Origin of the sequence: Chryseobacterium sp. Mn2064 (genome assembly GCF_049319685.1) — a bacterium.
GTDB lineage: Bacteria > Bacteroidota > Bacteroidia > Flavobacteriales > Weeksellaceae > Chryseobacterium.
Genome location: NZ_JBMOUE010000004.1, coordinates 307,283 through 330,848, shown reverse-complemented (window position 1 = coordinate 330,848; position 23,566 = coordinate 307,283). Strand labels below are relative to the sequence as shown.

Below are 23,566 nucleotides of genomic sequence, written 5' to 3'. Positions count from 1 at the left end.
ATTATGCTGACAACACTTAAAAAACTCCCTTCTGCATATTACATAATAGGTGTATTTCTATTGTGCTTGGCGTATGCCTTTCTCTCAAATGACAGGCTGCCGTTCAAATATGTAGATATTTTTGATGAAAAAAGTTATATCGAGATCGTTAAAAATTTTTCAAACCATTTTTTTGAACAAAGTTTTAATCCGTATTATGTTTCCAGATTATTAATGCCTGGAATAGCTCATTTTATCCATCGATTATTTGGAATCACTTTTACACTGGGCGCTATTCAGAGTATCTTCACAATACTGAATGGTCTTGCGATCTTCATTGCGTTATACTTTTATTACAAAATTGCACAGATAAAAGGGTACAGCAAGAATATTACAATTCTTGGCTTTTGCTTTCTCTTCGTCAATTTTTTTATACTTAAGCTGTCAAACTACTATCCTATTCTGATGGATCTGTTTGGTTTTACATCCGGGATTATTTTATACTATTATTATATCATCAAAAACAGAATTGCTTTTTTAGCCTTACTGATGGTATCTATGTTTGTTTTTCCCACCACTTTTTTAATTGCGGTATCACTTATTGCCTCCAACCTTATTTCCTTTGATGAGAAAGGACTTGCTATTGAAAAAAACTTCAACAGGTATTTATATCCAATTTTTGTGTTGTGTATTGTATTTGAGGGCTTTTATTTATATTCAAATTATCAATTGTTTGTAGCTTTAGCCAATAAGGATTATACTGTACAGTCTGCCTTATTTTTGATTCCAGTAACGTTTATATTACTCAATTCTTTTATATTTTTTACCATCCGATATATTCTAAAACTGCTCAATGGTTTTAATATAAACCGAAAAGGATTGGTCTCGCCATACTTTATTTTTCCTTTAATTACTTTAATTGCATTCTTTGCTGCAAGTAAATTTCTTACCGTGAATTTTAGAGATATGAAGACTCTTTCATCGGGGGAGTTTTTGTTCAATCTAATGTTTCAGGCATTTTCATTTCCTTTAAAATTTCTTATTACACATTTTGTATACTACGGATTATTTGTCGTTCTTATCATCTACTATCGTAATACGTTCTTTTCTTATGCCGCAAAAAACGAAGATTCATTTCTGAAAATTATAATAATCCTTTTTTCTATCTTCTTTATTTTAGGAACAGAAACAAGACAGTTTTTACAATTTTTCCCTTTTGTTGTATTTGTATTTCTGGATTCCATAAAGAAAGTTGATTTTAGCAAGTATCAATTAATTGGTATTTTTACATTCCAGTTGATATGGTCAAGATTCTGGTACACCATCAATGTACCTGAAGGATTTCTGGATAAAGCCTTATCGACAAAAAATTTTTTTGGATTTCCTGCTCAGAGGTACTTCCAATTTCAGGGTCCATGGCTGTCAACAAACAACTCATTAATATATGGTGTTATATTTATCATTACTTTTATAACAGTTTCACTGATCCTGAAAAAGAATTCTTTTAACCATAAAGTATAACCTATAGAACATTATAGCACTTAATAATAATTAACAAATGATAAAATTCTTAGACCTTCAAAAAATAAACCTGCTACACCAGGAAGAAATTGAAGCAAAGCTTTCCCAGGTTTTCCGTTCCGGATGGTATCTTATGGGGCAGGAGCTTTCAACCTTTCAAGAAAACCTTTCTCAATACATAGGAGCCCAATATGCTATCGGAGTAGCCAATGGCCTAGATGCATTACGTCTTATACTACGAGCTTATATAGAATTAGGCATTATGAGCCCGGGTGATGAAATCATTGTTCCATCCAATACCTATATTGCTTCTATTCTTGCCGTTTCAGATAACGGACTGGTTCCTGTACTGGTAGAACCCGATATTAATAATTACAACATTGATATCTCAAAAATTAAAGAAAAAATCTCTTCAAAAACAAAGGGAATTCTCATTGTTCACCTCTACGGAAGAATTGTTTTCTCTGAAGAATTACAGCAGTTAGCCCAAGCCCACAATCTGAAGATCATTGAAGACAATGCCCAAACCATTGGTGCAGAATGGAATGGCAAAAAATCGGGTAACCTTGCCGATGCTGCAGGATTCAGCTTTTACCCCGGGAAAAACCTTGGTGCTCTTGGAGATGCAGGAGCTGTTACTACCAACGACGAAAAGCTCGCTGCTACGATAAAAGCTTTGGCCAATTACGGATCAAATCAAAAGTATATCAATATATATCAGGGACTTAACTCGAGATTGGATGAAATTCAGGCAGCTATTTTAGATGTAAAACTAAAATATATAGATTCTGAAAACGAAACCAGAAGACAAATTGCAAAGCGTTACATTTCTGAGATTAAAAACCCTGCCATCATACTTCCGGAATATCCTGAAAATGAAAAAGAGCACGTTTGGCATGTTTTTGTGATCAGAACAGCACAAAGAGATGCATTACAAAAATATCTGACGGAAAACGAAATTCAGACGCTGATACACTACCCTATTCCACCTCACAAACAGCAAGCTTACAAAGAATGGAATGAGCAATCTTTCCCGATAAGTGAAAAAATTCATGAAGAAATATTAAGTTTGCCTATTTCTCCTGTAATGACAGCAGAAGAAATTGAAAAAGTAATAGAAATTCTAAACAAATTTTAAGGTTTTTAACGCTAAAAAAGTTTGATTTCAACAAAGTAAAGCATCATGACAGAACTCCCTCTGGTTTCGATTTTATGCCTCAGCTACAACCAGCAACAGTTTGTTGTAGAATCTTTAGAAAGTTTCAAATCTCAGAACTATCGTAATATAGAGATCCTGATTTGTGATGACTGTTCTAAAGATAATTCTGTGGAAATTATTAATAATTGGATCAAAGATAATTCCCAACTAAATATCCAGTTTATTACCCATTCTCAAAATCAAGGGATCTGTAAGTCTTTGAATGACTTATTGAATATTTCAAAAGGTAAATATCTCATTACAATAGCTCTGGACGACCTTATAGAGCCCGATAAAATAGAAAGGCATGTAGCACTGCTTGAAAACTCATCTCCTCATGAAGCGATGGTTTTTTCAAATGCTTATATCATTGATGACAATTCGGTACGTTTCCAAAATACGTTCATTCCCTATTTCCATCAGTATCTGAGTCTTGAATCAGGAAACTTTTATAAAAGATTACTGGATTATAATTTTCTTCCCGCGATGTCCTGTGTTACAAAATCTTCGGTGATAAAGGAGATAGGAGGCTGGGATGAAAATTTAACCTTTGAAGATTATGATATGTGGCTGAGATTAAGTCAGAAATATGACTTCATCTATGATAACACCCAATCATGTAGTTATAGAATGCATAACACCAACACTCATAAAAAGAGTGATTTCCTATCCAGCTCATTCTTTGATATTTATATCAAGCATAAAGAGCAGCCTGAGATGAAAAAGAAAATTCTAAAAATTATTCATGATGCTTATAAAGCCAATAAACTGACTGAAGATCATAAAAAATTCCTCAGAGAACTAGAAAATAGAACGCTTTCTGAAAAGCTAATATTGAAGAACGTAGGAAAGTTTACTTATAACACACTGCTCTATCTTCAAAAAGTTTATCATAAAAGCTGGTAATAGTATTTTTACCTCAATGATGAAGTATTTAAAAAATTATAGCATGATCTTTTAATCTTTAATGGCTAAAATTTTGCTTCGAAAACAAACGATCAGATATTTATTAAACAGATAATTTAAGCACATAAATATGAAAATAAGACCAATCGCCATACATTTACCACAATATCACCCGTTCCCGGAAAACGATGAATGGTGGGGAAAAGGGTTTACTGAATGGACGAACGTCGCAAAAGCAAAACCTCTATTTGATAACCATTACCAGCCACATCTTCCATCAGATCTGGGCTTTTATGACTTAAGGCTGGAAGAAGCAAGAATGGCACAGGAGCAACTTGCAAAACATTATGGAATCTATGGGTTTTGTTACTATCATTATTGGTTTAATGGGAAACGCTTAATGCATGAGCCTATTGACAGAAAATTAAAAAATCCAAAAGAAGATTTACCTTTCATGCTTTGCTGGGCCAACGAAAACTGGACCAGACGTTGGGATGGTAACGAGCATGAAGTACTGATTGAACAAAAGTATTCTGTACAAGACGATGAAGACCATATTAATTTTCTTCTGCCTATTTTCAAGGATCCAAGATATATCAAAGTAAATAGCAAACCCGTTATTGTTATTTATAAACCTAATGTTTTCCCTAATATACAGGAAACCCTCAAATGCTGGAGAGAAAAAGCGAAAGAAGCCGGATTGGAATTATATATATGCCATATGGTTTTCTCCTATCAAAAAGACTGGGATCAGCTTGTGGATGGCTTTGATGCAGCTGTTGATTTCGAACCTTTTGGGATCCGCAGAAAAAGTGTATTTAAAGAAATGTGGGAAAGACGTGTCCCCCCAAAAAGAACAATTATAGACAAGATAAAGGGGCGCATTATAAAACAACCGGTAAAAAAGAGATTCAACTCAGTTCCCTATAAGTGGATGGGAGAAAATTTAATCCTTCAAAAAGATTTTCACTGCAAGCTCTACCCTTCTCTCGTACCGGGATGGGATAACACTTCCAGAAGAGGAGAAAATCCTACTTTGATCTTAGAAGACTCTACACCGGAATATTTTGAACACTGGCTTTCTAATGTGAAGGCAGATTTTATACCGTATTCCGAAGATGAAAACTTTATTTTCATTAATGCATGGAATGAATGGGCAGAAGGAAACCACCTGGAACCCGACATGAAATTTGGAACGCAATATCTGGAATCCGTTAAGAAAATATTTTCCAATCAATTATGAAAAAAATAAAACCACTTGCCTTTTATCTTCCCCAATATCACCCTGTTCCAGAAAATAACGAATGGTGGGGAAAAGGATTTACTGAATGGACGAACGTAAGCAAAGCCAAACCTTTGTTTGAAGGACACGACCAGCCTATATATCCTGCAGATTTAGGCTATTATGACCTTCGTCTTCCGGAAGTAAGAGAACAGCAGGCTCAAATGGCCAAAGAATACGGTGTACACGGATTTATCTATTATCACTATTGGTTTGGAAGCGGCAAGCAATTATTGGAACGTGTAGCCAATGATGTTCTAGAATCAGGAAAACCGGATTTCCCTTTCTGCTTCTGTTGGGCGAATGAAACCTGGTCGGGAATCTGGCATGGCCTTTCGGAAAAAATATTAGTAAAACAAACCTATCCGGATGAGCAGGATCTGATCGCTCATTTCGAATATCTCCTTCCTTTTTTCAAAGACAGCCGATATATAAAAGTAGATAATAAACCCGTTTTTATTGTATACGACGCCAATCATCTGCATGAAGGTGATCCTTACTATATTACAAAATTCAGAGAGCTGGCCAAAGAAAACGGATTTGACGATCTATACTTCATGGCATCCAATAAGCTTCCTGATGATATTGATTTCCAATCTTTGGGGTATGATGGTAAAATATCCAATGCTTTTCACAAAGCATGGAACCCTCATATCCGAAAAAAAGAATATATTTCTCATTCTCAATATTATAAGAACAGAATAAAAGGCTTAATAGGAATTAAGAAAAAGGAACAGCCAAAGGTCAGAATGCAGGATGCTAATGCGGTGGTCAACGATTTACAGTTTGAAGACAGCAATGTAACAACCTATCCATGCATTTTACCTAATTGGGATAATACTCCCCGAAGTGGTTATAATGGAATTATACTGACTAACAATTCTCCGGAATTATTTGAACAGCAAATAGAAAAAGCCATTGCTTATCTGGACCATAAAAAAGATTATCCTGAACAATTCTTAATCGTAAAATCATGGAATGAATGGGCAGAAGGAAACATCCTGGAACCAGATAGAAGATATGGTTTCGCCTACTTGAACGCATTAAAAAAAATATTGAACAAACACAGTCAAGATGAGTAAATTCAGCGTACTTATTGCTAATTATAATAATGGACATTTTTTCGAGGAATGTTACCAAAGCTTAATTGCTCAGACTGAAACAGACTGGGAAACTGTCATTTTAGATGATGGATCCACTGATAATTCTCTTGAGATTATAAAAAAAATCGTAGAAAATGATCCTCGTTTTAAAATCCATCAAAACGGAGAAAATAAAGGAATTGGATACACAAAGAAGAAACTGATATCTCTCGCAGAATCTGAAATATGTGGATTTCTTGATCCTGATGATGCATTGGTTCCTCATGCCCTGGAAATTGTTTTAAAAACCCACTCGGAAAATAAAGAAGCCGGTTTGGTATATTCTAATCTTGTATTTTGTGATGAAAATCTTAAGCCCCAATCGGTTCATAAAGCAAAACAAATTACTGAATTAGACCAATCCTACTACAATTTTAAAGGAGAAATATCAAGTTTTGCGGCTCTAAAAAAGAGTATATATGAAAAAACTGCAGGGATAGATCCCTTTTTGAAAATTGCAGAAGATAAAGACTGGTACATGAAAATGTGTGAAGTTGCTCCAGTAAAATACATTGATGAAGACCTTTATATGTACAGAGTTCACCAAAATGGTATTTCTACTACGACCAATCAGGAGAAAGCTGTATTCTGGCACTGGGTAGCGATGATTAAAATGTCTGAAAGAAGAAACATCAGTATTGAAGACCTTTTCCTTGAAAGATATGTTTCAAAAAGTAAATATGAACAGGTACTTTACAAACTGGATCGTGTAAAGAAATCGAGATGGGCTAAATTGGGTGATAAACTTGGATTGTTTAAACTCTTTAAGCATTTATAAAAGTGCTGTAAACAAGATAACACCTGCTTAATTAGAAAAAGAAAATATGATTATTGGTAACGGAATTCTGGCTAATGCTGTAAGACCTTATGATAAAGAGGATGTCATTTATTTTGCATCCGGAGTTTCCAATTCACTGGAAACCAACCCTGCTGAATTCGAAAGAGAAATCACTCTTTTGGAATCTACTATTGAAAAATTTCCGGAGAAAAAGCTGATCTACTTTTCCACATGCAGTATTTATGATCCTACCAAAACAGACAGCCTTTATGTAGCACACAAGCTCAATGCAGAGAAAATCATTACTCAACATTGCAAAAACTACGTCATTTTTCGGGTAGGAAACGCTGTAGGCCGCGGAGGAAATCCCAATACTCTCATCAATTTCCTGAAGAACTCTATTCTTTCAGAAAAGACGATCACCATTCACAGCAACGCACGGCGAATACTGATTGGTATAGATGACATTGGCTTATTCACAAAACATCATATAAAAGACCTCAACAGAGAAACTATTAACCTTACTTTTCCTTACCAATATTCTCTCGCTGAGATTTTGTCTCAACTGGAAATTCATCTTGGTAAAAAAGTGGTTTACGAAAATATAAACGAAGGCTCCAATTATAATATTGAGTTTAATCCTCTTACAGAATCTTTTTTTGCAGGAGTTTCTTCTGAAGACTACTTAAAAAAAATATTCTCAGCCTATTTATAATATAAAAACATATTGAATGACCAACAAAGTTTCCATTATTGTTCCTAGTTTCAACCATGCAAAACATTTGGAAGAATGCATACAATCTGTTAAAAATCAATCCTACACCAACTGGGAATGTATTATTATAGATGACGGTTCTACAGATGACACCCAAAGTGTGGCCGCAAAGCTGACGGATGATAAAATACAATATATTCGCCAGGGAAACAGCGGAGTGTCCAGTGCAAGGAATAAAGGAATAAAAGCCGCTACTGGGGATTATATTCTACCACTAGATGCTGATGATACTCTTAATCCTTTGGCATTAGAAAAGATGCTGGAAGTATTTGAAAAAAACAAAGACACCTTAATTGTCTTTTCGGATACCGTGTATTTTGGCCATATTAATAAAACCTCAAATTTACAGGAAAAATTCAGTATCAAAGAGCTATTACTCCAAAATAGACTCTTTTGCACCTCTATGTTTCCTAAAAAATACTTTGACCAGGGAATCGTTTTTGATGAAGAACTTATACACGGTTTCGAAGACTGGGAATTTTGGATTCAACTGATTTCTTCCCACCGTGAACTTCCTATTACCAAAATAGATTACCCGGTATTTAATTACAGAATGCACCCTGTAAACTCCAGAAACAATGATATCATCAAAAATGATAACAAAAAGGAGATTATATACCATACCGTTTATGAAAAACACAAAGCGCTGTTCCATGAATTTTTTCCAAGCTACCTTGCGCTGCTCAATAGAAAAACCTTCTATGAACAAAAACTGGAGAAAATATACAACAGCAAACCTTACAGAATATACAACTTTTTAATAAATTTATTTAGATGAGTCAGTTTGTACACGTAATAATGACAAGATTCAATGTTCCTACAAAAGGTTGGGATGAAACCCGTGCGGGCTTCAAACCTCTTACAGAAGAGTGGCTGGATGACCGCTTCAAGCTCTTCCGTACCTATGTACTTCCTTCTTATAAAAACCAGACCAACCAAAATTATATCTGGCTTACTTTTTTTGATGTGAATACTTCAGAAAAATTCAGAAAAATCATCAAAGAAATTGAGGCAGAATATCCTGTGTTCAAAGCTGTATTTGTAGAACATTTTGACGAAATGAAAACCAAAGCAGTAGAAGTTATCTCACAGTTGGTAGCTCCTGAACATCAATTTGTGATTACCAGTGAACTGGATAACGATGATATGCTTCATCAGGATTATGTAAAAACGGTACAGGACCACTTTAAACCTGTACACGACCTCGTGATCGATTTAAGAAGAGGGTATCAGCTTACCATGCTTCCTGATCGCAAGGCCATTGTAAAAGTTTATAATGCTGTAGCCAATCCGTTTGTGAGTTTGGCAGAAAAGGCAGACAATTTCAAAACAGTACTGAAAGAAAGAGCTCACAACAGCTATCGCGATTACAAGGAGTTTTCAATAGAAGACAGTAAAGAAATGTATATTCAGATCGTGCATCAGTACAATCTGATGAACACCTCATTTAAGCATAAAGCAGTGTCGGAAGTAGATTTTTCAAAATACGGAATGACTGAAAACACCCGTTTTACAATAGATCATGCCAAAACTCGTCGTCATAATATTTCCCGTATTCCTTTTGTGATGAAGCTTATTTTGAAAAAAATATTTAAATAGAGCGAGTATAGAAAAACAGCCCATCATTTAATCTTAAAAAAACAACTGAGAGAATGAAAATTTCCGTCATCATGCCTGTCTACAACGCTGAAAAATATGTCACTCAGGCTGTAGAATCTGCCCTTCAATTTGAAGATGTTTATGAAGTGGTACTTGTAGAGGATAAATCTCCAGACAATGCTTTGGAAGTATGTAGAGAACTCGCTGCTAAATACGATCGGGTAAAGCTCTATCAACATCCTGATAAAGCCAACCATGGAGCCGGAGCTACCAGAAATTTAGGTATAGAAAAGGCAGAGGGAGATTTTATTGCATTTCTAGATGCCGACGACTATTATCTCCCTAATCGTTTTGATGCGGAAAGAGAGCTTTTTAAAAACAAAGATGTAGATGGTGTGTACGGAGCCATCGGAGTTCATTATTATTCAGAAAAAGCAAAAGAACAATATTATAGGGTATTTGGTGACCGCTTAACTACGGTGTACAAAAAACATCCCCCAAAAGATGTATTTCCAGGGCAGCTTAATATGAGAGGTACATTTGGCCTTTTCAGTATAGATGCCCTCACCATCAGAAAAAGTTCTCTGAAAAGAATGGAATATTTCTTTAAAACACATTTAAAGCTTCATCAGGATACCGAGTTTTTATTCAGGCTTTCTTATTATCTGAATTTATATCCGGGTATATTAGACAGTGCCGTAGCAGTAAGAGGAGTTCATGAAAACAACAGAATTACCAAAGTAGATGCAAGAGAGATAAAACCTGCTTCTACAAGAGTGGTTCTGTGGAAAGAAGTCAATAGTTGGGCACAAAATGAAAATACGATCCCTGAAGATATTAAACTTCATATCAAAAGAGTTTACAGAAGTTTCCAAATTGCCAATGCTCCTTTTCTGAAAAAATGGGGAATGATTACCCAATATCTGTTTACAGATTATAGGAGTATACGCTCAGGGCTTTATAATATTAACTTCCGAAAGGATTTATTTTAAATTTCGCTCTCAAACTAAAAACTTAGTTTTATATAAAAAAAATTCTATTTACCGTTTTACAAAGCTTATCTTTCTTAAAATATTTCGCATTGGCTTCTCGATACACTGATAAAAGACAGCAGAACTGATAAGCATACCAACAATATAAATGGCAAATACAAGATCAATACTGAACTGGTATCCCTGCCATTTTAAAAATTCTCTCAGCAGATAAAGAACCGGAATATGGGTAATATATACGGCATAGCTTATTTCTCCCAGATATTCCAAAGGCTTCATTGAAAACAGTTTTGTAATTTTCCCGTTATTCGATGAGATCAGAAGAATAGCAGGAACAAATAAAAGTGCCATCAAACCATTATGGTAAAACAAAGGAACAAAAATCAACGATAAAAGGATCAGCAAAAAGATAAGAACTACATGAACATCATAGTTCTTTGGTTTAAAGTTTTTCACAAAAAACAGTCCTGCCAAGTTTCCTATTAAGAACTCATTGAGATGCCATAAAGGAAAATAATACAAAAATTCGTGGCTTTTGGTATGGGGCCCTTCATATGCTCCATATACAGGATACAGATTCGAAAAAACCTGAGTTATCAACCAGATCATAATGGTAACGATCCAAATGGCTTTATTTTCCCGGGAATAAAAATAATTATACAAAAGAGGAAAAAGGAGATAGAATAAAAACTCTACGGAAATAGACCAGCCCGGAAAATTGAGAATCATTGCCTCTCCCGGTATCCAGGTTTGAATTCCCAAACCGTACAAGAAGATTTTATACCAGTCAAACATCTCAAACCTTGTCATGAAATAGAGCAAAAGGCCTACAATGTACAACGGGTAAATTCGGGCAAATCTGTTCTTATAAAATTCAAAATAATCAATTTTATCTTTTTTATGGTAGGCAATAATCATGATAAAGCCAGAAAGGATAAAAAAATAGCTGACTCCTACATTCGCTCTCAGAAAAAGATTGGAAATGTAATCTATTTTATACAAAAACAGATCTTTATTGAAATGGGAAACGACGATTGCCATTGCAGCAACAAATCGGGTAAATGTAATCTGACCTATCTTCACAGAGAAAAAAAATGCTTTACTTTATCAAAATAGATCTGTCCTCATATGCGGCAAGTTCAATTTCGTATAAAGTATTAATTTTAAGGCACAAAAATAAGATTTATTCTTATAATTATGGAAAACAAATTATATTTGTAGACTACAAATGTGAAAATAAATCTTAATATGCTTTATGAAATACTAGCAAAAATTCAGCGGAAAAGTCAGATTTCACGGCTCAAAAAACATCCCAATGTTTCCTTCAAAGGAATAAAGCTCGGGATCAGTAATCATTTTGTCTTATATGATACTCTAAAAAAGGTTACGATCGGAGATGGGGTCAGCTTCAGAAATTATGTTCATATACTTGTTCAGCAGAATGCAAGCCTGGAAATCGGAAACGGTTTTTTCATGAATAACTTCTGCTCTATCAATTGTCTGGACAGCATTTCCATAGGTGAAAATACCTTGTTTGGTGAGAATGTGAAATTATACGATCATAACCATGCTTATGAACCTCATCCCCATTTTAAGCTGCATCATTCTGAATTTACCACTGCTCCCATCAAAATAGGAAGCAACTGCTGGCTTGGAAGCAATGTCACCATACTGAAAGGAGTCACTATAGGAGATAATTGTATCATAGGAGCCGGATGTGTTATTTATAAAGATATTCCACCCAATACAACTGTAGTCAATCATCAAGAATTAATTTTTAAGGAACATTAATGAAGTTTTCCATCCTTATTGCCCACTATAATAATGCCCATTTCTTCAAAGACTGCTTAGACAGTATACAGAAACAAACTTATACAGACTGGGAAGCCATCGTTTTGGACGATGCCTCCTCCGAAAACGAAAAGAAAATGGTGCAGGAAATGATTTCAAAAGATAAAAGGTTTAAATTTTTTGAAAATGAGAAAAATTCCGGCGTGGGTGTTACAAAAAGTAAACTGATAGAACTGGCAGAAGGTGAAATCTGTGGTTTTCTCGACCCCGACGATGCTATTTCTCCCACTGCCATTCAAAAATGTATAGATATTTTTAAGGCTAAAAAAGAGACGGTTCTTACCTATTCAAGATTTATGACCTGTGATCAGAATCTTAAACCTATTGCCCCGTTCAGGTCTGCAATGCAGGTTCCTAATGGAGATCCTTGTTTTTTCAATTTTCCTATTCAGATTGCCCATTTTGTGAGTTTCCGAAAAAGCACTTATGAGCAAACAGAGAAAATGAATCCCAATTTAAAGATTGGAGAAGATCAGGATCTATATCTAAAGCTCTATGAAAAAGGGAAAGTTCAGTTCATTGATGACACCAACTATTTTTACAGAACTCATCAGGGAGGAATTTCCCAGAATGATAATAAAAAGAAATCTCATGAGTATTTTGCTCAGGTGATTTTCAATACGATGAAGCGCAGAGGACTTACCACAATTAATGGAAGAAGAATTCCTGAAAGTTATACCGCTGCTGAGGAAATATTTGATCTGCTTCAATATCAGCATCAGCTCCCTTTCCGTATCAAGAAAAAAATAAAAATCACGTTACAATCAATCTTCGGTTAATGTTAGATAAAAAAATAAAAATTTTGTTCAGACACCGCTCCATGGAAATGGGAGGCGTAGAAAAGGTATTGTTGGGACTTCTCAACAATCTTAACAGGGACAAATTTGAAATAACGGTATGCCTTAGCCTGAATCAGGGAAAATTGCGAGACGAGCTTCCCGAACATGTCAGAAAAGTATACCTCACGGACGGAAAAGAAGATTTTTCCTCAAACAATATTTTGCAGAAACTTCAGCTTATTGCCAGAAGAATAAAGCTTAAAAAATTAAGAGATAATCCTGCCATTGCAGATAATATCATTAACGATACTTTTGATATAGAGATCGGGATGGATTATAGAGATTATGATGCTATTCTGAATTCTACCAACAAACATTCAAAAAAAATAGGATGGTTTCATTCCGAGATCAATGTTCCTCAGTTTCAACCGCTGGTTCCAAATATTCTGAAGAGTTTTCCACAGTTTGATCATATGGTATACTGCTCTCATAAAATAAAAGATATGATGCATCAATACTATCCGAAGTTAGATTATCCTGCAGAAAGCGTGATCATCAACCCTATTCCTATTGAAGAAATCAAAAAGAAAGCGGAAGAAAAACTGGATAATTTCCCAGAGGGCCCGGTTTTCGTTTCTATTGGACGTCTTCATTCCAGAAAAGGATATCATAAACTGATTGAGGCACACAAAAAGCTTATAGATGAGGGACTTCATCACAGCATTGTTGTTATAGGAGACGGCGGGGAAATGAAAAACCTTAAAGATCAGGCTATCAACCTGAATGTTGAAAAGACATTTATTTTGGCAGGAAATCAGATGAACCCTTATCCTTACATCAGAAAAGCTGACTACTTTGTTCTTCCTTCCGAATCTGAGGCATGGCCATTAGTAATTGCCGAGGCTTTAATTCTTCAGAAACCTATTGTTGCAACCAATGTGGGAGATGTAGGACTTATGATCAAAGACCAGGAGACAGGATACCTCATCAGCTATGATGTTGATGAGATGTATAAAGGCATGAAAGCCTTTCTTACAAATCCTGAACTGGTTCTCCATATCAGGGAGAATCTTAAAAATATTGAAAGTCAGTTTGACAATAAAAAGATATTTGACAGTGTGGAAGGCATTATAGAAACTCTTCATATAGAATAGTTTACTGTGCAGAATATCCGCCATCAATGACAAGATTGGTACCGGTTACCCATCTTGAAGCATCGGATAAAAGAAAAATACATGCATTCGCTACGTCTTTAGGATCTCCTATTCCGAGCGGATGCTTTTTTATGATCTCTAATGAAGCTTCGTCTCCGATGTCATCAAACATTTTTTCTAGGATTGGAGTATTCACCATTGCCGGGCTTATACTATTCACACGAATATTACTTCTTGAAAGTTCCATGGCTAAAGAACGTGCTCCGGCAATCACAGCACCTTTACTGGCAGAATAAGCGGCTTTTCCCGGCTCTCCAACCATTCCGGCAACCGAAGAGATCAATACAAAGCTGCATGTTTCGTTTTTATACTTTTTTAAAGACAAAATCTTTGCAATTTCAAATCCGGCAATAACATTCACCTCAAATATATCGTGATACAGTTGTGGACTGTGCTTTTTTAGCGGCAGTGTTTTTTCTATTCCTGCACAATGAATAAATCCTGATATTTTTCCTAAAATGACAACCTTTTCTGCAATGAGAGCTTCAAAGTCATCAGACTGGGTAATATCTTCAGCAATAATTTCTACTCTTGTCTCAGGATTCAGCATAGTGGCTGTTTTCCGTAGTTCTTCAACATTCCTGCCAACCAAAATAAGATCTGCTCCATTATTGCTGCATTCTACAGAACAGCTTCTCCCGATCCCGGAAGAAGCTCCTGTAATAAGAATTGTTTTATTTTTTAATGAAAAAGCATCCATTAATCTTCAAAGTTTTCTTTCCCAATCACATTCATAAGATCCGAAACCGTATCTATATCTTTGAAATGTTTAGTATCAATCTTTTTGCTGAAGTTTTCATCTACAAATGCAATAACAGAAAGTAAGCTGATTGAGTCATAACTTTCTAAAGATTTCAAGTTTGTTTCAGGGGTTAAGATTTCATCTTCTTCTAATTCTTCCTGTAGTTTTTCTAAAAAAACGGATGTTTTCATATTTTATAATTTTAAATGTTTTGTATTTTTATATTTCTATGATCGTGGCTCCCCAGGAATATCCTACTCCAAAGCCTGCCATTAAAACTTTATCTCCTTCTTTCAGCATTCCCTTATTCATCATATTTTTAAGAGCAATAGGAATGGTTGCAGAAACGGTGTTTCCTGTATTTTCCATATCAATATAGAACTTTTCTACCGGTATTTTGGTTTTCTTTCTCAAATAATTCAGCATAAAAGAATTAGCCTGATGAAATACAAAATGATCGATATCATCCATTGTCATTTGATTCACTTCAAGTGTTTCTTTTACCAACCCTGGAATATTTTCGATGGTGAAATTAAAAATCTCAGGACCATTCATGTAGATATTTTCAGGGCTGAAATCGTGTTCTGGGTTCAGCTCAAAATCTTTTTTGAAAGCGCCTTTCTTTACAATAAGATTTTCCGCACCACTTCCATCGGTTCCCAGGCAAAACTGATAATCGCTACCTTCTGCTTTTTCAATAATGGCTGAGGCTGAGGCATCTCCAAATATGCTTCGGTTTCCTTTATCATCAGGATGAATATGTTTTGTGTAGGTTTCTGAAGTAACCAAAAGAATACTTTTCGCTATTCCAGCTGAAATTAACCCTTTAGCAAATGCTAACCCATACACGAAACCGGAACATCCAAGATTAAAGTCTATAGCTCCAATATTTTTTCTAAGCCCTAATCGATCCTGCAAAATACAAGCCGTTGTAGGTAGAAAATATTCCGGACTTTGGGTACAAAAAAGAATAAAATCTACTTTATCCTTATCATAATTCTCAAAGACTTTTTCGGAAGAATGCACTGCCATATCCAGAACAGTTTCGTTCTCTGAAGAGATATGACGCTGAGCAATACCAACTTTCTCTTTAATTCTTTCTGAACTCCACTCCGGGAACTGTTTTTCGAGATCTTCATTCGTAAGAACACCCTGAGGCAGATAATATTCTATTTTTGAAATTTTCATCATATAAATAAAATTCTCTTTCTTTGCAAAAGTAAAGAAAAACAAACTTACACTCACGATGATTTTCATATTTAGAATCCTATTAAAAATAGACTCCCTCTATCATTCTTTTTTGAATAGGGCCAGCCTTGAAGCGGCAAAATACAGAGGTATGAAAGTAGGCAAAAGCTTCAATATGCCGGATAAAATTTACTTTGGAACAGAACCTTACCTTATTGAAATTGGTGACCATGTAAATATTGCTGGAGGAGTAAGATTTGTAAACCATGGTGGAACCACCACCCTACTGAGAAGACTGCCCGGCTATGAAGATGCAAGAATTCTTGGAAGAATAAAAATCGGAAACAACTGTACTATTGGGCTCAACTGCGTGATTATGCAGGATGTACAGATTGGAAACAACTGTATTTTGGGTGCAAATTCGGTATTATCGCAATCGATGCCAGATAATACGGTCTTCATTGGAAATCCGGCCCAATTTCTTTGTACGATAGAAGATTATGGAGATATTGTCTTAAAGAACAACCCTGAATATCCTCGCGAATTGGAAAAAGACAGAAAAAAACTGGATACCTATATCAAAGAAAATCTTCCTCACAAGTATAAAAAAACAAGAAAAATTAAATAAATTTAATCTTGTAAAATTTTAAAGCAACTTCTGCCCGTCAGAATATTGTTCCCACTAACATATAAAAAAACAAATTGAAAAAGAAAAAACTCCTCATCCGTATAGGCTCTTTACGTCATGGCGGTGCTGAAAAGGTATTAGTCAACTTTCTAAAAAACCTTCCTTCGGATAAATATGAAGTAGATCTGCTTGTGAATCTTTATTCAGGACTCTACATTAAAGAAGTTCCGGCATGGGTAAATCTCTATTATTTAACAAAAGGAGAAATGATCACCACGAACAGACCTCAGGATATTCCTGTAAAGGCATATAGAGTTCTTTATCAGAAAATGTTTCTTTGGTTTCCTTCCCTTCTTTACAAATTTATTTTAAAAAATAAGAAATATGATGTAGAGATTGCAGCTATTCATGCAATGCACAGGGAGATACTCTCCAGCCCTCAAAAAGATTCGAAAAAGATTATCTGGGTTCAGAATGATATTTTCAATTTAAAAGAATATACTCCGGAAATCATCCGACAGTTTTTCAAATTTGACCGAATTTTAGTGATTTCCAACAAACTTCAGGAAGAAATGCATAAGCTGGCGAAAAATGAAACGGAAAAACAGTCGGTGATCAAAATATTTAATCCTATTGACAAAAATGATACGTTGAGGAAAGCAGATATCAAGGTTGATGATTATCCTTTTAACAATGATCTTCCCACTTTTGTAACGGTAGGAACAGTATATCCTCAAAAAGGATATGACAGGCTTCTGGATGTGCACAAAAAACTGATTGATGAAGGTTTGCAGCACAACCTTATTATCATTGGAGATGGTTATGATTTTAACAAAACGCTGGATCAGCTCAATTCTCTGGGACTGCAAAACACTGCAAAAATGCTTGGTTTCAGCAGTAATCCTTATCCTTATATGAAAAAGGCTGACTTCTACGTAATGTCATCAAGGCATGAAGGATTCCCAACCATCATTGCCGAAGCTCTTATTCTCAACAAGCCTATCTCGGCAACGGATATTTCCGGAATCAGAGATCTTCTTCAGGATGGAAAGCTTGGAAATATTACCTCAAACTCAGAAGAAGGCATCTATGAAGGAATGAAGAAGTTTCTTACAAATAAAAGCTCTACAGAACAGTATAAGAAGCATATTTCGGAAACAGAGCTTCCTTTTGTACTGGAAAAATCGGTAGAACATCTTCAAAAAATAATTGACGAAGTTTAAAAAAATTTGACATGGCTGATTACTCCATCATTCAAAAAGATTTTTACCGGGAAAGTGGAAAATGGCTTTCAACGTTTCAAATCTGGAAGAAATGCATCAATCCGAATTTACACTTTGTGTATGTTTTAAGAATGGCTCAAAAATATCAGAAAACTTCTGTTTTGAGTACATTCTGGAAAATTATTTTAAGACATTATCAGATCAAATACGGGTTCCAGATTTACCCTGAAACACAGATTGGTGAAGGTTTCTACCTGGGACACTGGGGCAGCCTGGTGATTAATCCGAAAACCATCATCGGAAAGAACTGTAATATTGCACAAGGCGTAACTATTGGACAACAAAACCGTGGTAAAAATGAAGGCTCTCCTATTATAGGTGATGAAGTCTGGATTGGTACCAATGCTGTTATTGTAGGGGCAATAACGATAGGAAATAATGTTTTGATTGTTCCCAACTCCTATGTCAACTTTGATGTTCCCCCCAATTCGGTTGTCATAGGGAATCCGGCTAAAATTATCCCTACAAATAATGCTACAGAGGATTATATTAATCGTAAAGTATGATAAACCTAATAGTTATCTTAAAAAAACAGTCTTGTTTTTACAGGTAATTTCGTGTACATTTGTCAAAAAATATATTGTTTAGTTGTGAAATAATGAACTAACCATTCAGTTTATCAGGAATTTCATCTCTTTGATAAGACTATTCTCAATTTTACAATGCGGCTTGTTCTGAAAAGAAACCACTAATATTTAAAAACACACCCCAAACTTTTATTAATTAAAAAATAATTCTGATGAAAAACATTCTTATTCCCAATTCACTATATTAATTTGTATTACAGGCCTTTCGTGTCATTTTCTGAACTATTAAAAATTCAGAAGAAATCAATGATCCGTAATGTGTCTAAAATCCTTCAAAAGTTTTCTTAAGTCGACACACTCCTTGTGGTCGTAAAACTGTGGGTGGTAAATCATACATTTCTGGTCTTCCGCCAGCTTGATTTTTCTCAGAAGCTTATACTGAAAACTTTTTCGAATGGATCATATTAATAATTTATCTTAACAGCCCTTGACAATCTTATAAACCATGCTCAAAAAAATAATTCCCATACTCACTATTATCATTTATCTCATCGCATTTTTGCTTTCCTTTCCTTATATCTATGATAACTTTTTCGGAGCAGATAAGCTGGATAGTATCAGGAATATTTTTGAATATGGAATCATGTTCTGTTCCTTTCTTGTTTTTAACGCTCTTCTGTTTAAAAATAAATACACCGCTCCTATTGCCGTGATTTTATGTTTTCTTCTAAGTATTAATGTTCTTATATCGATGTCCTGTTTCTTTATTTATCATTCAGGGTTTAATGTAGGAATGGCGATCAGTATACTAGAATCTAACATCAATGAGGCCATGAGTATGTCTTATATGTTTATTCTCCCCGGCGTTTTATTTTTCATTTTCCTGGCAATGGTACTTTATACCGTCATTTATTTGAAAAAGAATGTGGTAAGCTTTAATCTTAAATTTGGAGCTATTGCTTTAATATGGCTGATTCTCCCGTTTGCTTTTTTTCTTAAACATCGATATGTAAGCAATAAAGGAGGTGGTAAGATGATTAAAAGTGTTTATTATCATTACTCGGACTTCAATACAGCATTGAAAATTCAGGAAGATATCAACATGATCAAGAAAAATGTACCAGTCTTCAACATCAAAAAAGTACAGCCAGGGATAGAAAACGTAATCTTCATCATCGGAGAGTCAGAAAGAAAGCAAAATATGTCATTGTATGGCTACGCTAAGAAAACAACCCCTTATACAGATCAGGAAGCAGGAAATATGATGATTTATGATCACGCAGTTTCTCCTGCCGGAATCACGAATCTCAGCGTTCCTTTAATTCTTTCCAGCATCGATCCTGATGAGTTCAGATACCGTTATGATAAACTCTCCTATAATATCATCAATATGGCTAACCAAACAGGTTACAATTCTTTCTGGATAAGTACTCAGGCAAGTGCAAAGGGAATCACTGCAATTGCTTCAATGTCTAAAAACAAAAAATGGGTCAATGGTTATGATGAAGTCATAACTCCGGAACTTAGAAAAGTTATTCAGACCAAAGAAAATAAATTTATTGTTCTGCACATCATGGGAAGCCACCCTAACCCGTGTAACCGACTGCCTGAAAATTGGAATTCTCAAGGTCTTGACTGCTATGACAGTTCTATAAAATATACCGATCATGTGATGAAAGATATTTTCAACACCCTGAAAAACACCAATTCTGTGGTAATCTACGCTTCCGATCATGGTCTAAAGATACAGGGAGACAAATTGCTTCACGTAGATTCAAAAGAGTCTACACAGGTTCCGTTTTTTGTATGGTTTGGTGATAAAGTTCCTTCCGAATACCGAATTACAGGGCATGAATCTAAACTTACCCAAACCACCTATATCTATCCACTCATCATGAAGTATATGGGGCTGGAAACACCTCAACATTATAAAAATGAAGAAAACAAATATCTCAACTTAAATATGAGAAGCATGGAATACGATAAACTTCCTGAATAATTCTCTGAGATAAAATTCCTTAGGTTATGGCAGTTTTACTTTGGTTGATATAATAATCTGCCATTCAAATAATAAAGTAATAACACAAAGCTTAAGTTATTCATTTTCATCCAGTAAACAGCTGCTTATTTTACTATTATCTGAAAGAATCTTGAATTTACAAATATTTTAATTCACAAATCATGATTTTTGGTTTATAGTTTGTAATTTTATCTTAGGTTTTAAACGTTTGGATTATCCAATGACATTCGTAAAAGTGTAAAGCAAAGTATACCGGTATATTACATATGATTTTAAGCATATTTTAATATTAAACTTTGTTAAAACTGATTAAATATTGAACAAAAAGTATATTTTTGCATCATTATTGATTTAGTCTATTGATTTTGAAAATAATTTAAACGAAATAAATAATTATAAACTTTTAAAAATTTAAAATTATGTCACAATCGTACGAAGTTATTTTCGAGAACAACAAAAAATGGGTAGAGTCAAAAGTAGCAGAAGATCCCAATTTTTTCCAGGAATTAGCCAAAACTCAGACACCTGACTATCTGTATATCGGATGCTCAGACAGCAGAGCTACAGCGGAAGAATTGATGGGTGCAAAACCGGGAGAAGTCTTTGTTCACAGAAACATTGCCAATGTCGTTAATACCTTAGATATGAGTTCCACAGCAGTAATACAATACGCTGTAGAACATCTGAAAGTAAAACACATTATTGTTTGCGGACATTATAACTGCGGTGGTGTAAAAGCAGCGATGACCCCTCAGGATTTAGGATTATTGAATCCTTGGTTGAGAAACATTCGTGATGTTTACAGATTGCATCAAGCTGAGCTAGATTCTATTCAGGACGAAAACAAACGTTATGACAGGCTTGTAGAACTTAATGTTCAGGAGCAGTGTATCAACGTGATCAAAATGGCCTGCGTACAGGAAAGATATATTTTAGAAGAATATCCTATTGTACACGGCTGGGTATTTGACCTTAGAACAGGAAAGATTATTGATCTGGAGATCGATTTTGAGAAAATCTTAAAAGACATCCAGAAGATCTACAACCTTACCGGTTCCGATTGGGTTATGAGCAGAAAGACCAAGTAGTTTTTCTAAAAAGAATGTAAGATGAAATTCTGGAGTATTATTGTATTAACGTTTTTTCTGAATTTTACGGCGTTGCCAAGCATTGCTGCGGTGGCTGGCTGGGATATTCTGAGAACCAATATAATAGTGAATGAAGAAGAACCGCATTCTCACTCGTCCTCACTTATTGTTTATGAAAAGACACTTCCGAAACCTTTAGACGTTTTCGATTATCTGAAATTTTCTGAACCAGATGTTCAGGGAATGTCTTTTGTACTGATTGATGATTCTTTTCATCTTTCACCTTTACTTTCTATATTTTCCCCTCCTCCCGAAGCTTAATTTTTAATAATTAGATTTTTTGATGCCTATTCCATATCATTTTTTGATATAGAATACACCCGTACTTTAAAAATTAAAAATTTTTCAAACTCTCATAATTGACTTATTTAAAAGAGAAATAAGCCGATTATACCTCACAGCTTCACATCATGAAAAAGACATCATTAATAGGAGGAATCAAGGAGAATTTCCCTTCGGGACTCGTTGTATTCTTAGTGGCACTTCCACTATGTTTAGGAATTGCTTTAGCATCGGGCGCACCCCCATTATCCGGAATTATTTCGGGGATTGTAGGCGGGCTTGTTGTAGGATTTATCAGTAATTCAAATATTTCAGTTTCAGGACCTGCGGCAGGTTTAACAGCCATTATTCTTACTGCCATTACAGATCTTGGAGCCTTTGAATTATTCCTTTGTGCAGGGATTATTGCAGGACTTCTTCAACTTGTTTTAGGATTTCTAAGAGCCGGAAGTATTTCCAACTATTTTCCCAATAACGTTATTGAAGGAATGTTGGCCGCCATCGGAATCATTATTATTTTAAAACAAATTCCGCACGCTTTAGGATTCGATAAAGATTATGAAGGTCACGAGTCTATTTTTGATAATGGCTTAAACTTCGGATATTTCACAGAATTATTTGGAGCCATTCATGTAGGCGCTATTATTATCACTTTGATTTCGGTAGCTATTCTTCTTGCGTGGGACAGAATTCATGTATTGAAAAGGATGAAAATGCTTCCAGGAGCATTAGTAGCTGTTATTGTAAGTATCATTTTAAATCAGATATTTATAATGACCGGAAGTTCTTTGGCTATTCAAACTCAGCATTTGGTTTCTTTACCGGTTCCACAGTCTTTGGACGATTTCAAAAATCTTATAACTACTCCGGATTTCAACGGTTTTACAAATCCAAAAGTATGGATTGTAGGCGCTACCATTGCCATTGTAGCATCTATTGAAACATTACTATGTATTGAAGCTTCAGACAGACTGGACAGACAGCGAAGAATTACTGACACCAACCTTGAACTTAAGGCACAGGGAATAGGAAATCTTATCAGTTCATTTATCGGAGGGCTTCCTATGACATCTGTTGTGGTAAGAAGTTCTGCCAACGCGAATGCAGGAGCAACCTCTAAAATATCTTCTATTATTCACGGAGTCTTTTTATTGATCTGTGTACTTTCCATTCCTGTTATTCTGAATATGATCCCTCTTGCTACTTTGGCAGCCGTTCTTATTCTTGTAGGATACAAACTGGCCAAGCCTGCTACATTTAAGCACTTCTGGCATTTAGGAAAATTCCAGTTTATTCCGTTTGCAGCAACGGTAGCAGCGATTGTGGCGACAGATTTATTAAAAGGAGTAGGAATTGGTCTTGCGATCTCTGTATTTTATATTCTTCAGGGAAATATGAAGAGAGCTTATTATTTGAGCAGAGAAAAGCTGGATGATGCAGATGGTATTAAAATAAAATTAGCAGAGGAAGTTTCATTTTTAAATAAAGCTGCCATCAAAAAAACACTTAAAAACATCAAGCCTAGTTCTGTAGTTATCATTGATGCTACCAACACTTCATACATCGCGACAGATGTATTGGAGATGATTCAGGATTTTGCCAACATACGGGCCAAAGAACAGGATATCAATGTGGAACTTTTAGGCTTTAAAACGTCATACAGAGATTACGAAAGAAGTCAGGATTCTCATATTCTGGTTACGCACAAAAGAGCAATGTAATCTCATTTATC

24 protein-coding genes are annotated in these 23,566 nt (G+C 35.1%); 20 read left to right on the top strand and 4 right to left on the bottom strand.

The annotated features are described in order from the left end of the window. Positions 1-3: 3 nt before the first annotated feature. The 10 genes from ACL9RH_RS16625 to ACL9RH_RS16580 all read left to right on the top strand — a co-directional run bounded on the left by ACL9RH_RS16625 (position 4) and on the right by ACL9RH_RS16580 (position 10,172). Positions 4-1,500 carry a hypothetical protein gene (locus ACL9RH_RS16625; RefSeq protein WP_422694485.1) on the top strand — a complete coding sequence of 499 codons (1,497 nt, stop codon included), beginning with the start codon at positions 4-6 and terminating at the stop codon, positions 1,498-1,500. A 37-nt stretch (positions 1,501-1,537) separates the two neighbouring features. Next, positions 1,538-2,638 (top strand): DegT/DnrJ/EryC1/StrS family aminotransferase, encoded by a 1,101-nt coding sequence (locus ACL9RH_RS16620; RefSeq protein ID WP_422694484.1) that lies wholly within the window; start codon positions 1,538-1,540, stop codon positions 2,636-2,638. A gap of 45 nt (positions 2,639-2,683) precedes the next feature. After that, positions 2,684-3,604 (top strand): glycosyltransferase, encoded by a 921-nt coding sequence (locus ACL9RH_RS16615; RefSeq protein ID WP_422694483.1) that lies wholly within the window; start codon positions 2,684-2,686, stop codon positions 3,602-3,604. Between the two features lie 130 nt (positions 3,605-3,734). Next, positions 3,735-4,847, top strand: a complete 1,113-nt coding sequence (locus ACL9RH_RS16610) for a glycoside hydrolase family 99-like domain-containing protein (protein WP_422694482.1) — start codon at positions 3,735-3,737, stop codon at positions 4,845-4,847. Further along, positions 4,844-5,968, top strand: coding sequence for a glycoside hydrolase family 99-like domain-containing protein (locus ACL9RH_RS16605; protein WP_422694481.1), 1,125 nt, complete (start codon positions 4,844-4,846; stop codon positions 5,966-5,968). Before ACL9RH_RS16610 ends, ACL9RH_RS16605 begins: the two co-directional genes overlap by 4 nt. Further along, entirely contained in the window at positions 5,961-6,806 is an 846-nt protein-coding gene (locus tag ACL9RH_RS16600) for a glycosyltransferase family 2 protein (RefSeq protein ID WP_422694480.1), read from the top strand. Before ACL9RH_RS16605 ends, ACL9RH_RS16600 begins: the two co-directional genes overlap by 8 nt. Before the next feature lie 46 nt (positions 6,807-6,852). After that, complete coding sequence (locus ACL9RH_RS16595) at positions 6,853-7,521, top strand: NAD-dependent epimerase/dehydratase family protein (protein ID WP_422694479.1); 669 nt, start codon at positions 6,853-6,855, stop codon at positions 7,519-7,521. A 16-nt stretch (positions 7,522-7,537) separates the two neighbouring features. Next, positions 7,538-8,359, top strand: coding sequence for a glycosyltransferase (locus tag ACL9RH_RS16590; RefSeq protein ID WP_422694478.1), 822 nt, complete (start codon positions 7,538-7,540; stop codon positions 8,357-8,359). Next, on the top strand, positions 8,356-9,180 hold the full coding sequence (locus ACL9RH_RS16585; RefSeq protein ID WP_422694477.1) for a glycosyltransferase: 825 nt from the start codon (positions 8,356-8,358) through the stop codon (positions 9,178-9,180). Before ACL9RH_RS16590 ends, ACL9RH_RS16585 begins: the two co-directional genes overlap by 4 nt. Positions 9,181-9,233: 53 nt before the next feature. After that, positions 9,234-10,172 carry a glycosyltransferase family 2 protein gene (locus ACL9RH_RS16580; protein WP_422694476.1) on the top strand — a complete coding sequence of 313 codons (939 nt, stop codon included), beginning with the start codon at positions 9,234-9,236 and terminating at the stop codon, positions 10,170-10,172. Positions 10,173-10,220: 48 nt separating this feature from the next. On the opposite strand, the gene ACL9RH_RS16575 is transcribed toward ACL9RH_RS16580, so the two are convergent. Continuing rightward, positions 10,221-11,255, bottom strand: coding sequence for an acyltransferase family protein (locus ACL9RH_RS16575; RefSeq protein WP_422694475.1), 1,035 nt, complete (start codon positions 11,253-11,255; stop codon positions 10,221-10,223). A gap of 165 nt (positions 11,256-11,420) precedes the next feature. On the opposite strand from ACL9RH_RS16575, the gene ACL9RH_RS16570 reads away from it, so the two are divergent. From ACL9RH_RS16570 to ACL9RH_RS16560, 3 genes are read left to right on the top strand one after another with little or no spacing between them, the layout of a single operon-like run. Continuing rightward, on the top strand, positions 11,421-11,963 hold the full coding sequence (locus ACL9RH_RS16570; RefSeq protein ID WP_422694474.1) for an acyltransferase: 543 nt from the start codon (positions 11,421-11,423) through the stop codon (positions 11,961-11,963). Beyond that, positions 11,963-12,802, top strand: coding sequence for a glycosyltransferase family 2 protein (locus ACL9RH_RS16565; RefSeq protein ID WP_422694473.1), 840 nt, complete (start codon positions 11,963-11,965; stop codon positions 12,800-12,802). Before ACL9RH_RS16570 ends, ACL9RH_RS16565 begins: the two co-directional genes overlap by 1 nt. After that, entirely contained in the window at positions 12,802-13,956 is a 1,155-nt protein-coding gene (locus tag ACL9RH_RS16560; protein WP_422694472.1) for a glycosyltransferase, read from the top strand. The genes ACL9RH_RS16565 and ACL9RH_RS16560 overlap by 1 nt, the downstream gene beginning before the upstream one ends. A 1-nt stretch (position 13,957) precedes the next feature. On the opposite strand, the gene ACL9RH_RS16555 is transcribed toward ACL9RH_RS16560, so the two are convergent. Genes ACL9RH_RS16555 through ACL9RH_RS16545 form a run of 3 tightly spaced genes read right to left on the bottom strand, consistent with a single transcriptional unit; the run spans position 13,958 to position 15,949 of the window. Next, positions 13,958-14,716 carry an SDR family NAD(P)-dependent oxidoreductase gene (locus tag ACL9RH_RS16555; RefSeq protein ID WP_422694471.1) on the bottom strand — a complete coding sequence of 253 codons (759 nt, stop codon included), beginning with the start codon at positions 14,714-14,716 and terminating at the stop codon, positions 13,958-13,960. Next, on the bottom strand, positions 14,716-14,949 hold the full coding sequence (locus tag ACL9RH_RS16550) for a phosphopantetheine-binding protein (protein ID WP_422694470.1): 234 nt from the start codon (positions 14,947-14,949) through the stop codon (positions 14,716-14,718). The genes ACL9RH_RS16555 and ACL9RH_RS16550 overlap by 1 nt, the downstream gene beginning before the upstream one ends. Positions 14,950-14,977: 28 nt before the next feature. Beyond that, the gene (locus ACL9RH_RS16545) at positions 14,978-15,949 is read right to left on the bottom strand and encodes a 3-oxoacyl-ACP synthase III family protein (protein WP_422694469.1); all 972 of its coding nucleotides are present in this window, start codon (positions 15,947-15,949) and stop codon (positions 14,978-14,980) included. 148 nt (positions 15,950-16,097) lie between these two features. On the opposite strand from ACL9RH_RS16545, the gene ACL9RH_RS16540 reads away from it, so the two are divergent. From ACL9RH_RS16540 to ACL9RH_RS16510, 7 genes are all read left to right on the top strand, one after another. Continuing rightward, on the top strand, positions 16,098-16,574 hold the full coding sequence (locus tag ACL9RH_RS16540; RefSeq protein ID WP_422694468.1) for an acyltransferase: 477 nt from the start codon (positions 16,098-16,100) through the stop codon (positions 16,572-16,574). 74 nt (positions 16,575-16,648) lie between these two features. Beyond that, on the top strand, positions 16,649-17,797 hold the full coding sequence (locus ACL9RH_RS16535; RefSeq protein WP_422694467.1) for a glycosyltransferase: 1,149 nt from the start codon (positions 16,649-16,651) through the stop codon (positions 17,795-17,797). Positions 17,798-17,808: 11 nt separating this feature from the next. Next, the gene (locus ACL9RH_RS16530; RefSeq protein WP_422694466.1) at positions 17,809-18,363 is read left to right on the top strand and encodes a serine O-acetyltransferase; all 555 of its coding nucleotides are present in this window, start codon (positions 17,809-17,811) and stop codon (positions 18,361-18,363) included. 526 nt (positions 18,364-18,889) lie between these two features. Then, positions 18,890-20,383 carry a sulfatase-like hydrolase/transferase gene (locus tag ACL9RH_RS16525; RefSeq protein ID WP_422694465.1) on the top strand — a complete coding sequence of 498 codons (1,494 nt, stop codon included), beginning with the start codon at positions 18,890-18,892 and terminating at the stop codon, positions 20,381-20,383. Positions 20,384-20,823: 440 nt separating this feature from the next. Continuing rightward, positions 20,824-21,492: a carbonic anhydrase gene (locus ACL9RH_RS16520; protein ID WP_422694464.1), complete on the top strand. Its 669-nt coding sequence runs from the start codon at positions 20,824-20,826 to the stop codon at positions 21,490-21,492. A 21-nt stretch (positions 21,493-21,513) separates the two neighbouring features. Next, entirely contained in the window at positions 21,514-21,813 is a 300-nt protein-coding gene (locus tag ACL9RH_RS16515; protein WP_422694463.1) for a hypothetical protein, read from the top strand. A 149-nt stretch (positions 21,814-21,962) separates the two neighbouring features. Further along, the gene (locus ACL9RH_RS16510) at positions 21,963-23,555 is read left to right on the top strand and encodes a SulP family inorganic anion transporter (RefSeq protein WP_422694462.1); all 1,593 of its coding nucleotides are present in this window, start codon (positions 21,963-21,965) and stop codon (positions 23,553-23,555) included. The last annotated feature ends 11 nt before the right edge of the window (positions 23,556-23,566 follow it).

Excerpts from the sequence above, each read along its gene's own strand:
- ACL9RH_RS16515 (WP_422694463.1), top strand. The coding sequence starts at position 21,514 with ATGAAATTCTGGAGTATTATTGTATTAACGTTTTTTCTGAATTTTACG.
- ACL9RH_RS16545 (WP_422694469.1), bottom strand. The coding sequence starts at position 15,949 with ATGATGAAAATTTCAAAAATAGAATATTATCTGCCTCAGGGTGTTCTT.
- ACL9RH_RS16620 (WP_422694484.1), top strand. The coding sequence starts at position 1,538 with ATGATAAAATTCTTAGACCTTCAAAAAATAAACCTGCTACACCAGGAA.
- ACL9RH_RS16510 (WP_422694462.1), top strand. The coding sequence starts at position 21,963 with ATGAAAAAGACATCATTAATAGGAGGAATCAAGGAGAATTTCCCTTCG.
- ACL9RH_RS16525 (WP_422694465.1), top strand. The coding sequence starts at position 18,890 with ATGCTCAAAAAAATAATTCCCATACTCACTATTATCATTTATCTCATC.
- ACL9RH_RS16550 (WP_422694470.1), bottom strand. The coding sequence starts at position 14,949 with ATGAAAACATCCGTTTTTTTAGAAAAACTACAGGAAGAATTAGAAGAA.
- ACL9RH_RS16555 (WP_422694471.1), bottom strand. The coding sequence starts at position 14,716 with ATGGATGCTTTTTCATTAAAAAATAAAACAATTCTTATTACAGGAGCT.
- ACL9RH_RS16615 (WP_422694483.1), top strand. The coding sequence starts at position 2,684 with ATGACAGAACTCCCTCTGGTTTCGATTTTATGCCTCAGCTACAACCAG.
- ACL9RH_RS16565 (WP_422694473.1), top strand. The coding sequence starts at position 11,963 with ATGAAGTTTTCCATCCTTATTGCCCACTATAATAATGCCCATTTCTTC.
- ACL9RH_RS16590 (WP_422694478.1), top strand. The coding sequence starts at position 7,538 with ATGACCAACAAAGTTTCCATTATTGTTCCTAGTTTCAACCATGCAAAA.
- ACL9RH_RS16530 (WP_422694466.1), top strand. The coding sequence starts at position 17,809 with ATGGCTGATTACTCCATCATTCAAAAAGATTTTTACCGGGAAAGTGGA.
- ACL9RH_RS16610 (WP_422694482.1), top strand. The coding sequence starts at position 3,735 with ATGAAAATAAGACCAATCGCCATACATTTACCACAATATCACCCGTTC.
- ACL9RH_RS16595 (WP_422694479.1), top strand. The coding sequence starts at position 6,853 with ATGATTATTGGTAACGGAATTCTGGCTAATGCTGTAAGACCTTATGAT.
- ACL9RH_RS16580 (WP_422694476.1), top strand. The coding sequence starts at position 9,234 with ATGAAAATTTCCGTCATCATGCCTGTCTACAACGCTGAAAAATATGTC.
- ACL9RH_RS16540 (WP_422694468.1), top strand. The coding sequence starts at position 16,098 with ATGAAAGTAGGCAAAAGCTTCAATATGCCGGATAAAATTTACTTTGGA.
- ACL9RH_RS16600 (WP_422694480.1), top strand. The coding sequence starts at position 5,961 with ATGAGTAAATTCAGCGTACTTATTGCTAATTATAATAATGGACATTTT.
- ACL9RH_RS16625 (WP_422694485.1), top strand. The coding sequence starts at position 4 with ATGCTGACAACACTTAAAAAACTCCCTTCTGCATATTACATAATAGGT.
- ACL9RH_RS16605 (WP_422694481.1), top strand. The coding sequence starts at position 4,844 with ATGAAAAAAATAAAACCACTTGCCTTTTATCTTCCCCAATATCACCCT.
- ACL9RH_RS16560 (WP_422694472.1), top strand. The coding sequence starts at position 12,802 with ATGTTAGATAAAAAAATAAAAATTTTGTTCAGACACCGCTCCATGGAA.
- ACL9RH_RS16585 (WP_422694477.1), top strand. The coding sequence starts at position 8,356 with ATGAGTCAGTTTGTACACGTAATAATGACAAGATTCAATGTTCCTACA.
- ACL9RH_RS16520 (WP_422694464.1), top strand. The coding sequence starts at position 20,824 with ATGTCACAATCGTACGAAGTTATTTTCGAGAACAACAAAAAATGGGTA.
- ACL9RH_RS16570 (WP_422694474.1), top strand. The coding sequence starts at position 11,421 with ATGCTTTATGAAATACTAGCAAAAATTCAGCGGAAAAGTCAGATTTCA.